This is a genomic window from Microcoleus sp. F4-D5, assembly GCF_036704885.1.
Classification (GTDB): domain Bacteria; phylum Cyanobacteriota; class Cyanobacteriia; order Cyanobacteriales; family Microcoleaceae; genus Microcoleus.
This window is the reverse complement of the sequence record NZ_JAUBSX010000089.1, coordinates 1-14578: the sequence shown is the minus strand read 5'-3', so window position 1 is coordinate 14578 and position 14578 is coordinate 1. Positions and strand designations below refer to the sequence as shown.

The 14578-nt window shown below is 45.4% G+C and carries 8 protein-coding genes; 6 read left to right on the top strand and 2 right to left on the bottom strand.

Features of this window, described 5'->3' with window-relative positions; genetic code table 11:
- Nucleotides 1-79: 79 nt before the first annotated feature.
- Nucleotides 80-6592, bottom strand: coding sequence for an AAA family ATPase (locus QUA80_RS28310; RefSeq protein WP_333428301.1), 6513 nt, complete (start codon nt 6590-6592; stop codon nt 80-82).
- A 358-nt stretch (nt 6593-6950) separates the two neighbouring features.
- Between QUA80_RS28310 and QUA80_RS28305 the strand changes: the two genes are divergently transcribed.
- Nucleotides 6951-7652, top strand: a complete 702-nt coding sequence (locus QUA80_RS28305) for a polysaccharide deacetylase family protein (RefSeq protein WP_333428300.1) — start codon at nt 6951-6953, stop codon at nt 7650-7652.
- A 205-nt stretch (nt 7653-7857) separates the two neighbouring features.
- On the opposite strand, the gene QUA80_RS28300 is transcribed toward QUA80_RS28305, so the two are convergent.
- The gene (locus QUA80_RS28300) at nt 7858-9069 is read right to left on the bottom strand and encodes a lipid-A-disaccharide synthase-related protein (RefSeq protein ID WP_333428299.1); all 1212 of its coding nucleotides are present in this window, start codon (nt 9067-9069) and stop codon (nt 7858-7860) included.
- Between the two features lie 122 nt (nt 9070-9191).
- Here QUA80_RS28300 and QUA80_RS28295 point away from each other — a divergent pair, with 122 nt between their 5' ends.
- The 5 genes from QUA80_RS28295 (at nt 9192) to QUA80_RS28275 (ending at nt 14495) form a co-directional block, all read left to right on the top strand.
- Nucleotides 9192-10355 (top strand): GuaB3 family IMP dehydrogenase-related protein, encoded by a 1164-nt coding sequence (locus tag QUA80_RS28295; RefSeq protein WP_333428298.1) that lies wholly within the window; start codon nt 9192-9194, stop codon nt 10353-10355.
- A 537-nt stretch (nt 10356-10892) separates the two neighbouring features.
- Entirely contained in the window at nt 10893-11216 is a 324-nt protein-coding gene (gene trxA / locus QUA80_RS28290; RefSeq protein ID WP_333428297.1) for a thioredoxin, read from the top strand.
- A gap of 190 nt (nt 11217-11406) precedes the next feature.
- A complete protein-coding gene (locus tag QUA80_RS28285; protein ID WP_333428296.1) occupies nt 11407-12474 on the top strand; it encodes an LOG family protein in 1068 nt (355 codons plus the stop codon).
- A gap of 367 nt (nt 12475-12841) precedes the next feature.
- A complete protein-coding gene (locus QUA80_RS28280) occupies nt 12842-14047 on the top strand; it encodes an urease accessory protein UreH domain-containing protein (protein ID WP_333428295.1) in 1206 nt (401 codons plus the stop codon).
- On the top strand, nt 14022-14495 hold the full coding sequence (locus QUA80_RS28275; protein ID WP_333428294.1) for a hypothetical protein: 474 nt from the start codon (nt 14022-14024) through the stop codon (nt 14493-14495). The genes QUA80_RS28280 and QUA80_RS28275 overlap by 26 nt, the downstream gene beginning before the upstream one ends.
- Nucleotides 14496-14578 lie beyond the last annotated feature (83 nt).

The window sequence follows — 14578 nt, the reverse complement described above, 5'->3', positions numbered from 1 at the left end:
CTGGCGGACTTAGGCTCAGCCGTTTCCCTACGGGGAGCGATCCCAGGTGTACTTCATAAACCTGCCATCTGCTGTATCATCATTCACCAACCAAGGGTTCAGTTAAATCCAGAATCTTCTCAAACTGAAACTTATTCACCCAACCCCTGAGAGTCTGAAGTTCTAGAGCCTGGAATTCAGGAATTTCCTCAAGGAGTTCAGACACTAATTCGGAATCCGCTTCAAGAGCTGCTTCATGCAGTTGTATCAGCCATTTTTTTGACATGGCTGTTAATAAATAAGTGAAATTTAGCGGTTCTCCAGTCACATTAGAAGCGGGAGACGGTAGCTGTTGTTCCTCATAAATATAACGGACTCCCAAATGTTTAGCCATGATGTCAAAGATGACTTCTTTGTGGAACGGTTTTCGCACAAAATCATCACAACCAGCCGATAAAATAACTGCCTTTTCTTCTTCCCACACGCTAGCTGTCAAAGCAATAACAGCAGTAGCTTGACCTTTGATAGTGGTTTTAATGCGTTTCGTGGCTTCATAACCATCTATAACGGGCATTCGCATATCCATCCAGATGAGATGGGGTGAGTAGGAATCCCAAATTTCAAGCGCTTCAATACCGTTACTCGCTTCTTGCACTTCAAAACCAAGAGGTTTGAGGAGTTTAACTAACAATTGCCGATTGTCATCTTTATCGTCCACTACTAGGATGCGATATAGGGGTTGGTTGGGGGCTAAAGCAACGACGCGACGATTGTAGGGTTGCTTTTCAATTGCGCGATCGGCGAGGCCCACAGAAATGTCAAATTGAAATGTTGTGCCAGATGTCGGTTGAGCTGTTGTATCATCTGATAATTCCCGCAGAGGCATTCCAGGGGTGAAAGCTTTGCCGCCGCTGATAACGGTGATTTCACCTCCCATCAAGCGGACAAATTGATGGCTAATCGTCAGTCCTAGTCCGGTTCCTTGCTGCACTTTTTGACCTGATGCCGTTTGCACGAAAGGTTGAAATAGTTTCTCCAGTTCGTCTGGTTTCATGCCAACTCCGGTATCTTTGACTTCAAAGGTAATGGTTGTTGATTGTGGGTTATTTGTTATTTCTATTTCAGCTTGACTTTGGGCATTTTTCTGTGATTTCTTTACTACTAAAGACACGCTCCCGGAAGGGGTGAATTTAATGGCATTGCCGATTAAGTTAATCAGCAATTGTCTCAACTTAACTTCATCAGCGCGTATATATTGGGGAAGATCGACAGCACATTCAAATCGTAATTCTAAGCCTTGAGATTTGGCTTTCAATGCAAACATATCCTCGATATCGCCTAGGAAGTGATGAAGATCGAAGTTAGTTTCTGATAGCGTCATGCGTCCGGCTTCGACTTTGGAAAGGTCAAGCACTTGATTAATCAGGGTTAACAAATGATCTCCACTGCGATGAATAATGTTGAGGTTTTCTTTTTGTTCGTTTAACAGATTTGTATCCTGATTCATGAGTTGGGAAAAGCCGAGAATGGCGTTGAGGGGAGTTCGCAATTCGTGGCTCATGTTGGCAAGGAAAGTGCTTTTAGCTTTGTTGGCAGCTTCAGCAGCGTCTTTTGCTTGTTCGAGTTCTGCTTCTGTTTTTTTGCGATTGCTAATTTCCTGTTCTAAGCGGACATTTTCGATCAGCGTTTTTTCGGCCTGTTTGCGATCGCTAATATCTTGAAAAGCTGCGATCGCATACTCTACAGCACCCGTCTCATCGAAAATTGGCGTACTCGTTGCTTCTACAAAAATGCTCCCGTCGCTGTGATGCAGTTCCAAGTCATCTGCCTGAGCTTTTTCACCGCCAAGCGATCGCACTAGGGGTAGCTGTTCGACTGGATACATCTCCCCAGTGCCTGCGCGATAAACGCCATAGGTTTGTGATAATTTCTCGGTTTCGACTTTGGGTAAATCTTGAATATTCAGTAACTGCTGGGCAACTTGATTGGTGTAGATGATTTGTCCTTTGGCGTCGTGAACGGAGATGCCCACGGGAATAGCATTGAGGAATTTATTCAGGCGATTTTGCGTCGATTGTACTTGGGTGTAGAGTCTGGCGTTAGTAAGGGCGATCGCCGCTTGACTTGAAAGCAATTGAATCACTTCCAGGCGATCGGGTGTAAAGACGCCATCTGCTAAATTATTTTCCAAGTAAACAATGCCAATTAATTGCCCTTGATTCAGCAGAGGGGCGCAAAGGATAGACTTGGGCTGCTGTGTTTTGATATAAGCATCTTGGGTAAATCTGCCTTCACGGGCAACATCGCTTTCAATCAATCCTTCCTGAGTCCTTTCAACATAGTTAATAATCGACAAAGGCAGACAGGTTTCTATTGGAGTCGATTGCAACACCATCACCTGACTTGAGTTAGCCTCACCTGACGCTTCTACTCGCAGTTGTCCTTGAGACTCTAAAATTAGATAGCCAATTTGCGCCCCGCAGCTTTCCAGCAGGATTTTCATCAAAGTCGTGAGGAGTTTATCCAGCTCAATTTCACTGGCGATCGCCTGAGATGCTTTCATCAGTGCGGCCAAATCAAGAGTTTCACCTGAAGTGCTGCCAGAAGTATTAGGTAGGCTGTTGCGCGAATTTATGGACGTATTGGCTGTCGTAAAACGCTTTAAAAGTTGTGGATACTGTCGTTTCAAATCTGTCATTTTAGCTGTTGCACCCCAACGTAAATAGCAGTAGTAAGCATTTGTCATATAGGATCGGGCAACTTGCTCTTTTCCCCAAGCGAGGTAAAACTTGGCAGCCAGTTCATTAGCCAAAGCCTCGTCGTTGAGGTACTCATGTTCTTTGGCTAAGGCAATAGCGCGATCGTAGCAGTCGATCGCCTTAGTCTTTTCACCCAAAACTCGATGCCGTTCTGCCTCGACTAGATAGAATTTATGGAGGTGATTCATCGGAGCTTTATCAGCCCATTTCTTGAGATTTTGCAGGTTAGATTTTACCTTTAAAAGGATGCGTTTTTGTTCAGAATTGGCAGCATCAGGATAGATAGCTAGGTAGAGGAGAGACTTGTAGAAAGGCAAGAGAGGAATACTCCCAACCGCACTGTCTTGAGTTTTTTCAGTTAAGCTGGCATAGTCAAGAGCTTGCTGATAGTCTTGAAATAGATAGCCCAGAAATATTTTATAAAAATAGAGAGAGTGGCAAATGTTTTGGGCATTGGCTTCAAGATGAATCGGGAGCATTTTGTCTTCGTCATAGCTTTCACCAATTAAACGGCACTTATCTTCAGCCTGACCCATCAAGTTCAATACAGCCTGCCGATTGAGTTGGATATAATAAAAGCTTGTTTCTCGTCCCAGTTGGCTGAGGGCATTACTATACATTGCCATCTCTCGTTCCAGACTTGCCAATTCCTTGCCCAAGAGATAGGAATGGTGGGTGTAGGCGGTTGCTGAATAAGCGGTGTATTCTAAATCTCCTGTTTCCAATCCAATCAAGTAAGCATCTCGCAAAGGAGTTAAGGTTTCCTTAAGATGCTCTTTCCAGTGTTTAATAAATAAATTAACGATAAAAACAGTTCTAGCTTTGAGCTCTTTGGCATTGAATTTATCGAGCAATTTCAGAGCAAGCTGACCGAACTGATAGCCAGACTCAACATCTCCTACAACTTCCCCAGACAAAATAAGTCCGTAAGTGGCATAGGCATAGGAAGATATCGCTGTATTCCCATATTTGAGCGATAGATTGACCTGTTCAAACACAATTAGGGGAAAGAGTTCGGGTATGGCAAAATAGGCAGCAGCAGATACATCTGATAAAATCCGCATAGCTGCCAACTTGTAAGGATCAGTCATGTCTGGTAGTTTGATTAAGTCCTCAATTCGTTTGCCTGTAAGACTTAACTTTGTCCTGACCAGCTTGAGTAAGATATCTATTTTATTGGGCTTTTTGGGAAAGCGAGTTCCCAACATCTTTAATACTGATAGGGCAGTTTCAATGGCTGATAGGGGGTTGTTTTTCGCTGTATAAGCTTGGATTTTGACTTCATAGACTTTCACTTTGTCCAGCAACGAAGTAGCTTGTTGCAGCACAAAGGAAGCCAATTTCTCCATTTCCTCAAAATTGCCACACGAACTGGCTACCTCGGCGGCTTCCACGTATAATGCCAAGGTTAAATCATACTGACGAATCCAGCTATCTGCACTAAGGCAATCTCTGCCAATTTTTAAGTAATTCTCGGCGGGTTCATAAGCCGATGCTGCCTTCGCTTTTTTGCCAGCAATCAGATTTAATTGAGCGAGTTTATCTTTTTCTAACTGAACGTCAATTGCTTCAATACCGAAGTTGAGCTGATTGACAATATCAAAAATCTTTTGTTGGAGGATCTGTTGCGGTGTATTTTGTAACAACAGTTGCCCGACTTTCCAGTGAACCGCTTGCTTGTCGTCTGGGGGAATTAGGGAATAGGCGGCTTGCTGGATGCGATCGTGAGCAAATTTATAAGTAATTTTTAAGTCATTCGCTTCTCGGTTTGTTTTCAGGAATTTGTAATCATCCCCAACGGGTAAAATCAATCCTGCTTGAATAGCATTCCATAATTCATCAGCCGTTTCTTTTTGAGAATTTTCATTAATTATTGAAAGGGTTTGTAAATCAAATTGGTTGCCAATGCAAGCGGCTAATCGTAAAACTTTTTGTGCAGATTCTGATAAGGTTTGAATTTGCTCGGTCATCAACTCAACAACGTTATCAGTAATATTCCTACTTATAATTTGCTCTAAATCCCAATGCCAAGCCCCAGCATTCAAATCAAAATTCAGCAATTGCTCTGTATAAAGTGACTTGAGAAACTCTTTAATAAAAAAGGGATTTCCTTGAGTTTTTTGCCAAACCAACTCGGCTAATCTTTGTGTAGGGACGCACTCAGTTTTCAGCGCATCCGCAATGAATTCGTTAACCTGGTTTAAATTTAAGGCTGAAAGGGAGAGATGATTAATTACTACTCCCTGTTTTTTCATCTCAGATAAAGTCAGCATAGTAGGATGACTTGCACTGACTTCGTTATCTCGATAAGCTCCGATTACAAACAGATATTGAGTAGTGAAATCGGTCATTATCAACTGGATAAATTGCAGCGTAGCGCTGTCTGTCCACTGAAGGTCGTCTAGAAATAGGACGAGGGGATGTTCTTTTTGGCAAAAGACCTGAATAAAGTTTTGAAAAGCTAAATTAAACCGATTTCTTGCTTCTGTTGCAGGTAATTTTGGGACTGGAGTCTGTTTGCCAATAATCAGTTCAACTTCGGGAATGACATCAATAATAATTTGTCCGTTGCTTCCTAATGCGCGTCGAATCTTCTCTTGCCACTGTTGTAATTGGGTTTGAGTTTCGGTCAGCAATTGACGCACCAATTCTTGGAAGGCAGCGACTAAAGCTTGATAGGGAATATCTCGTTGCAACTGGTCAAATTTACCTGCAATAAAGTAGCCGCTTTTTTGAGTTATGAGTTTATACAATTCCTGAACTAAAGCAGATTTTCCAATACCAGAGTATCCAGAAATTAGCATGAGTTCAGTTTGTCCTTTTACGGGCAGATTTTGTGAGTGATTTGTCGTTGGGTTGCTCAGGTTATTTGCTAAACCAGCCCCTACTTGTTTCTCTTGTCCAGACGATACGCGAACAAATGCAGCTAATAAGGACTCTATCTGTGATTCTCTCCCGTACAGTTTTTGAGGGAGTTGCAATTGAGGGTAAATATCTCGGTAACCCAAGGAAAAAGCTTTGATTTCACCAGTTTTATATCGCTCGATACAAGTTTCTAAATCAGCCTTGATTCCCGAAGCGCTCTGATATCTATCTTCCGCTATTTTTGCCATTAATTTCATGACAATTTCTGAGACAGGTAAGGGAATTTCTGGATTGATTTCATGAGGAGGAGTCGGTTGTTTGGCAATATGGCAATGGACTAACTCAAGTGCATCGACGGATTCAAAAAGCAACTGGTTGGTTAGCAGTTCATAGAAAGTAACGCCCAGAGAATAAAAGTCGGTCCGGTAGTCGAGCACTCGATTCATCCGTCCTGTTTGTTCTGGAGACATATAACCCAATGTACCTTCTAGAACATTAGGACTTTTGAGGGTGGGATTTTCTTGGGATAGGATGGTAGATAAGCCAAAGTCAATAATTTTTAATTGTCCCGTTTGAGGATTCAAGACAATATTGGACGGATTGATATCTTTGTGAATGACATTATTTTGATGAACTTTGCCTAAAGCATCTGTGATTTGGAGGGCAAGGTGGAGAATCTCTAATACTGAAAAGGTACGAAGTTCCAGCAGGATTTTTAAAGATTCTCCTCCAAAATCCTCCAACAACATGACTTGTGTGTTCTCGTATTTTCGCAGTTCGTAGGCTTTAATCGTTTCCTCTAGCTTGAGACGGCGAGTGATTTCGTATTCCTGCTGATAGCGGTAGAGTTCGGCTGGTGTGGGGTAATCCTCTTTGAGGAGTTTCAAAATCAAAGGTTGCTGATTTGATTTGAGGATGCCTCGGTATACGATGGAATTCGCACTTTCATAGATTTGGCTGACAATTATGATATCTGGCAGTGAAATCATGTTGGAAATTACTGTTGCTTAAAAAAACTTGAGTATTGTTCAATTAATTTTATTTAGAGTTAGCTTTCGTACTTGTGAATTACAGCTTTTTTTGTCGAAAGTCCCAAAGGTCGAATTATGAGTAGATAACCTTGACTGTGAGTATAACATTTTTATTCAGGAGGATGTCAAGACTAATCTGCCCCCGAGCGTGCTATAATCTGACATCAACAGGACTTACGAACGGGTGGTCAAAAACAGGTTTTTTTTCTGAGAAGACGCGTTAAAGTCCGCATCAACGGCAAAAAACTCGGTTTCTTTGATTTTGTACTTAAGTCCCGATCGATCCACTTTCATTCTAGATCGAGTGCGTCCAGCTATGCGAATCGGTAAAAATTTACAAAAGTTTCTGCTTTTCACTATAGCGCTATTTTTCGCAGCATCGCTGCTGATTAAAGTTACTAAATTTCACAATTATTTCGGCATCAACCGCGCCGATACCGAAGTAAAAGTTGTTGCCCTCACCTACGATGACGGCCCCTATCCTCCCTATACAAATCAGCTTTTAGATATTTTAGACCGCTATCAAGTTAAAGCAACTTTTTTTGAAATCGGCCGCAATATTGAGAAACACCCAGAAATCGTGAAAATGATTGTCGCGAGGGGAGATGAGTTGGCCAACCATTCATACTCTCACAAAGATATGATGTTTAAACCCCGGGAAGTTTTGCTGTCTGAGATTGAAAAAACGGACAAACTTTTGCAAGAGTTGGGCGTTAAACAAGATAGTATCAGTTTTCGGCCGCCTTGGGGCCGGCGATTTGTAGTTTTGTCTTATTTGCTATTCCAAATGCACAAAAAACTGATTATGTGGGATGTGGATTCTCAAGATTATGAAAAAACACTCACGGCGGAAGATATCGCAAATCGGGTGATTGACAATGTGCGATCGGGTTCGATTGTGGTGATGCACGACGGTGGGGGCGATCGCTCGAAAACTGTAGCAGCAACGGAGATGATTGTCAAGGATTTGCAGTCGAAAGGTTACGAATTTAAAACTGTTTCTGAGTTGTTGAAATAGCAGTAGGGTGCGTCAGCCACAATTATTTTCGCGACGAACGATTAAAAGGGCGGGTTTTTGAGATTGTCAATTATTGGCAGATATTTTTCGTGAGGGGAGCCCCTACTGTATTAGGGGTAATCGAACGGACATAATATAAATGGTGCGTCAGAATTAGACTTTTCGTGCAGATTGAAAATTTCAAACCTGACGCACTCTACCACAATCAATAACCAAGATAGTTTGCCGCGTAATTAGCAATTTTTATGCTGCCACCAGCTTGACCCATTCTTTCTAAACCATTTTGAATGCAAGTGGCTAAATATTTATCGTCTTGCAAAGTGCGATCGACTGCTACAGCAGCTTCCTTGATAATATGAGAATTCGCCGGTTGTGTGCCAATAACCTGCACGGAATCACCTAAAAGTCGGTGTTGAGCCTCTGCAAATCTATAGGTAAATGCAGGGCCTTTTCCCGGTACTGCAATTACAGGTTTTCCCAAGCCCACAGCTTGTTCGATCGCACTTCCTGTCATCCCAATGACTAAACTAGACTGCTGTAAAATATCGGCAAAAGCATCTGCATAACAAAGCACTTCAACTCCTAATTTTTGGTGGCTTTCCGGTGATTTTAGGTGTTGAAAAATTAACTTGCCCGATCGGTGTTGCCATCCAGAACGCGCCGCAATATCATCTAATTGAGGCATCAAAGCTGGAACTAAAGCTGCCCGAAACAGCACTGGTACAGTAGAGTAACTAGCAATTTCTTTAACCAGTTCCAGCAGCAAAACGAGGTTGTTGGTGGCTTCCCGGAGGCGAGAACCGGGCAGAAGGGCGATCGTCCGAACTCCGGCTATCAACTGCAAATCTTTGCCCGTAGAATTGAGGTTGTCCATGACGGGGTTGCCGACAAACTGAGCTTTCTTTAAACCCTGTCGGTTTAAGTCAGCAGCAGTCAAAGCATCTCTAGTAAAAACTACCAGACATTTCTCTGAGCAAAGCAACTGCCACAAGATTAAACCCAAATCGACTCGCCCTTGGTAATAACTAGAATGAGCCGACAGAAAAATTATATAAGGGCGGTCGGTCGATCGGGCGATCGCCGCCGCGACAATATCCCCAGTTGCCACCACCAAATCGCAGTGGCGCGAATGCCTCCAAACAGCCTGCAATTGCTGCCAAGTTAAAGCAATTAGGCCCGCCCCAACATCTTTGAGGAAAAACAGGGGATTCATGTAAAAAACTCCCCCAGACGGCATTTGACTGGTGGGCCCAATAATTGGCACGGTCGATCGGCGGTAAGCAGCCCCGTCACCTACAACCGGCATTGCCGAAACATCAACATCCGCACCAGATTCTCTTAAAGCTTTGAGAATTTGACAGTTAATCGCGTCTTCCCCGTGGCCGTTGCTGAGGAAAAGTATCCCCTTCGATTTCATACAATCAGAATACAATCAGAATCAGTGCCGAGCTTTTTTTAAAGACAGCCGTGCGATAGCTACACTCGGGCCGGCTAACTTTTTGTTAGTCTAATTTAAATACATTGTGGAAGTGAAACAGCGTGAATATTGAAATTGGGCGGGGCAAAAGCGCTCGCCGAGCTTACGGCATAGATGAAATCGCGCTTGTACCCGGACAGCGCACCCTCGATCCGAGTTTGGCAGATACCAAGTGGCAGATTGGCGGAATCGATCGAGAAATCCCGATCGTCGCCAGCGCCATGGATGGAGTAGTCGATGTCCGCATGGCCATTTTGCTGTCGGAATTGGGAGCAATGGGCGTGATCAACCTAGAAGGAATTCAAACCCGCTATGCCGACCCCCAGCCCATATTAGAGCGCATCGCGAGTGTCGGGAACCACGAATTTGTTTCCCTGATGCAAGAACTCTATGCCGAACCCATCAAGCCAGAATTAATCGACCTGAGAATTAAAGAAATTAAAGCTGGAGGAGGGATTGCCGCCGTCAGCGGCACACCGGCCGCTGCGAGCAAATACGGCCGGGCGGTTGCTGAATCTGGAGCTGATATATTTTTTGTGCAAGCAACAGTAGTCTCGACAGCTTTTCTTTCCCCTGAATCAATCTCATCTTTAGATTTGACTCAATTCTGTCAAGAGATGCCGATACCAGTAATTTTGGGCAACTGCGTTACCTACGAAGTCGCCCTGAATTTAATGAAAACTGGGGCTGCGGGCATTCTCGTGGGCATTGGGCCGGGGGCTGCTTGCACGTCTAGGGGCGTATTGGGTGTCGGCGTTCCCCAAGCCACAGCGGTAGCAGACTGCGCCGCCGCGCGGGACGACTACTATCGCGAAACTGGCAAATACGTGTCGGTGATTGCTGACGGCGGTTTAATTACCGGCGGCGATATCTGCAAGTGCATTGCCTGCGGCGCAGATGGAGTGATGATTGGTTCGCCCTTTGCCAGGGCAGCCGAAGCTCCCGGGCGAGGTTTTCACTGGGGGATGGCGACTCCCAGCCCGGTTTTGCCGCGCGGCACTCGCATTCGCGTCGGGACTACGGGTACTGTGGAGCAAATTTTGCGCGGGCCTGCGGTGCTAGATGACGGTACGCACAACTTGCTCGGAGCTCTGAAAACTAGCATGGGTACTTTGGGCGCTAAGGATCTTAAGGAGATGCAGCAAGTGGAGGTGGTAATTGCTCCTTCTCTGCTGACTGAGGGTAAAGTCTATCAAAAAGCTCAGCAGTTGGGCATGGGTAAGTAGATTTACTGACCCAAGACCAGCATACCTTGACAAAATTTGTTCGAGAGTCTCGAAATTTACAGAATATTGTGGAATTATCCAAAAGGAGATGTCACAATAGAAGAAGCGGAGACGCATGTTTCCGTTCACTCCTCACACCACACTCCGCCCGGACTACTGTTCGGGCGGTTCCTTTTGTAGCAAAAATCTTAGCTCTTGCTTACTACAGACAGGACTGAGGCTGTTAGCTCCCGAGAGGGGGAGAGTGGGAAAATGGGAGAGTGCGGGAGTAGGAGATTATTCAGAATTTTGCTTCTTCCTGGTGCATTCTGCCTTCGGAAACATCAGTGCCTTGTTCCTTCAGAAACCTTGTGCCTTCTTGGTTCTACCCTCTTGGTTATTCCTTCTACCTTCTTGGTTTTTCCTTCTTTTTACCCGATCGCGAAGTCGAAGAGCATTCTTGCTTCAAAAGCCTTCTCTTAAAATCCTTGACGCAAGTGGTTACATTTTTTGCTAGACTTGTTATCCGAGAAATAGTATTTACAAGGATGGCTAGGGATGTCAACAGCCGCGCAAGTAACCGACTCTTCTTTTAAGCAGGAAGTGCTCGAGAGCGAAGTTCCAGTTCTAGTGGATTTTTGGGCTCCCTGGTGCGGGCCCTGTCGGATGGTGGCGCCCGTCGTAGACGAAATTGCCCTGCAATATGAAGGGCAGGTCAAGGTAGTAAAAGTTAATACCGACGAGAATCCTCAGGTTGCCAGCCAATATGGTATCCGCAGCATTCCGACGCTGATGATATTTAAGGGCGGTACACGGGTGGATATGGTGGTTGGGGCAGTTCCGAAAACTACTCTGGCAAACACTCTGGAAAAGTACATTTAACCCAACTGCGAGCGGTTTCGCGCTGTTCTTTTTGGGCTGCGAAAGCGATCCTCGCTTCAGAACCGGGGCAAAGCTACTGGAAAAGCGATTAGTTGCCAGCAGGGCAATTTGCTGGTTGCTATGAACTTCCAAATTTGGCTTGCCCCTTAATTTTGAGTAGCGACAAATTGTTACCGTTTCGGAAAAATTCATGATTCGTTCTGGGTCTGGTCAAGGTTTTGAGTCCCTCCAAGCTGAATTGATCGATTTGCTCGCTCGCTTGCCAATGTTGAAGCACTCTGAGAGGATCGAACGATCGCTCTCTACTATAGTGCAAATGGCCGGAGAGGATCTCGATCGCCTAGACTGGAAGATTATTGCGGCGTCGCTCCGAGATATGGAGAGCGCTTTTGAGCTGTTTTATCCTTACCGCCACGTTCGCAAAATTGTGATTTTTGGTTCGGCGAGGGTGTCGCCGCAATCGGCGGAATATCTGATGGCCAGAGACTTTGCGCGGGCGATCGCCCAGCAGGGGTTTATGGTGATTACTGGCGGCGGCGGGGGAATTATGCAGGCAGGGAACGAGGGGGCGACGGCTGAACGTTCTTTTGGGCTGAACATTCAGTTGCCTTTCGAGCAGAGTTCTAATCCTTTTATTGCCGGCGATCGCAAATTGCTCAATTTTAAATATTTTTTCACTCGCAAATTATTTTTTCTCCGGGAGAGCGATGCTTTGGCTCTGTTTCCGGGCGGTTTCGGCACTCTGGACGAGGCTTTTGAGTGTCTGACTTTGACTCAAACTGGCAAGTTCGGGCCGGCTCCCGTGGTATTGATCGATCGACCGGGAGGAGATTATTGGCTTGATTGGAATTATTTTGTGCAAAAACAATTGCGCGGCCGGGGTTTGATTTCAGCCGACGATCGCAGCCTGTATACGATTACTGACGATGTAAATGTCGCTTGCGAGGCGATCGGTAGTTTTTATCTGGTTTATCACTCCTGCCGCTACGTGCGCGAAAAACTGGTAATTCGCTTGAAAACAGAGCTTTCTGAGGAGAATGTCGATCGGCTAAATGCTGATTTTAGCGATATTGTTGTCAGCGGAAAAATTGAAAAAAGCCAAGCTTTGGAACCCGAAATTGGAGATGAAACTTTCGATCTGCCGCGCCTAGTTTTGCATTTCAACCAGCGGGATTTGGGGCGACTTTACCAGCTAATTGCTGCTATAAATCAAATGGGTGCAGCATCACCCGCTGCCGCGCATCCCGAACAAAAATAATTGTTAGTCAACAGTCCACAGTTATTAATCTGTAGGGGCGGGTTTCACGAGAAATATTTGTAACTAACTCAGGGAATAAATAAACCCGTCCCTCCGATCGAGATAAATGTGACCACGAATTTCAAAGGTGGTACAAGCCCCCGCATTTATCAGTGGAATCAATCCAAAATCGAAAATCGAAAATCCTCAAGAAAGAGCATTTATCTCGCGCAAGTCAATCTAAAATCTAAAATCTAAAATCTAAAATCGATTGACAGACTGTCTTTTGACAAAATCGATAGGCTGCATTTAGGATAGTCAACACTCATCAATAATCAATCAGCAGTAAAAAAGCTAATTACTAATGACTGCTGACTACTGACTCAAAATGTTAGACCTGCTGCTAATTAGCACTTTGGGATTTCTCGGCAGTTTCGGTCACTGCGCCGGGATGTGCGGCCCGCTGACAGTGGCGTTTTCTCTTTCTAATTCCCGCAACGATAAATTAGCTGCTTTCCGCTTTCATTGGCTGCTAAATTTGGGGAGAATTGCTGCTTACGCTTTGGTTGGTGCTGCAATTGGCGGCCTGGGTTCGGTGTTAATTGCTGGCGGATTTTTGGCCGGTACGGGTAGCGAATTGCGGCGCGCGATCGCACTTCTGACGGGCACGATGCTGATTTGGTTCGGAGTAGTGCAAATTAAACCGAACTTGCTGCCGCGATTCCCCCTGCTGCACCCAATGCCACACGATCGAGTCGGACAAGCAATGAGCAAGCTTTCGGCGCAAAAAAACTGGTGGGTGCCGGTTGCTTTGGGTTTGCTTTGGGGTTTGATTCCCTGCGGTTTCCTCTACGCGGCGCAGATTAAGGCGGCGGAAACCGGAAACCCGGTTTTGGGTGCGGCGACGATGCTGGCTTTTGGACTCGGCACCTTGCCAACTATGCTGGGATTGAGTTTTTTTGCTGGCAGATTGAGCGCGGACAAGCGCAGTCAACTGTTTCGTGCGGGTGGTTGGGTGACGGTGGCGATCGGGATTCTTACCTTGCTGCGAACCGATGAAATGGTCGATTTTACGGGCCACGCAGCGCTGCTGTGCTTGATGCTAGCACTGTTGGCGCGTCCGGTTAGCAAGTTTTTGCCGCAACTGCTGCGCTACCGCCGCGCCTTGGGTGTGGGCGCGTTTGTCCTCGCAGTCGCCCACACGTTTCATATGCTGGATCATACGCTGCAATGGAATTTTGATGCTGTGTCCTTCATGTTGCCGCAGCATCAGTTGGGAATGGCGGCTGGGATGACGGCGCTGCTGCTGATGTTGCCGGCAGCGGTTACAAGTTGCGATCGCGTGCAAAATTTTTTAGGCAAACTGTGGCGAAGGCTTCACCTGTTAAGCGTTCCAGCTTTCCTGCTGTGCGCTGCACACGCGGCACTCATCGGTTCCCGCTATCTCGGCGGCTTTGAATGGAAGTTGCACAATCAACTGCTGACAGCCGTGTTAGCGGTGGTTGCGGTGTTAGTTATGTTTGTGCGATCGCGCTTTTTTTGGTCACTTTTATCACTAGAAAATTTCTATGTTTCGCCTGTCAAACAAAAGTAAAAGTTTAGGATTGTTAGTTTTTTTGGGATTGCTAGTTGAAGCAGCAATTCCCAGTTCGTCTCAGTTAAACTCGATTTCAGTTTCGGCGCACCAAGTCGAAGTCTCGGGAGATGTAGCCGCTACCTTTCACCTCGAACCCAACCACAACCCCCGCGCCGGACAGCCTGCGAAAGTGTGGTTTGCGCTGACTAGCAGGGGCGGTCAAATTATCCCGCTAGAGCAGTGCAATTGCAAATTGGCTGTTTATCCGAAAGAGCGCAAAGAAGGGGATAAGCCGCTGATGCAGCCGCCTTTAAAAGCCATATCTGCGGAAAAATATCAAGGAATACCAGGAGCAGATATCGTGTTCCCCAAGGCTGGGATTTACGAACTTGAATTGAGCGGAACAGCAAAAAACAAAGCTAATTTTAAACCCTTTAAACTGACTTATACAGTTACCGTTCGCTAAGATAATATCCCACATTCCGCAGATATTCGATCGAATTTTTTAATCAGTTGTGAAAACTTGTCAGCCCAATGCTTTTTGGCTGA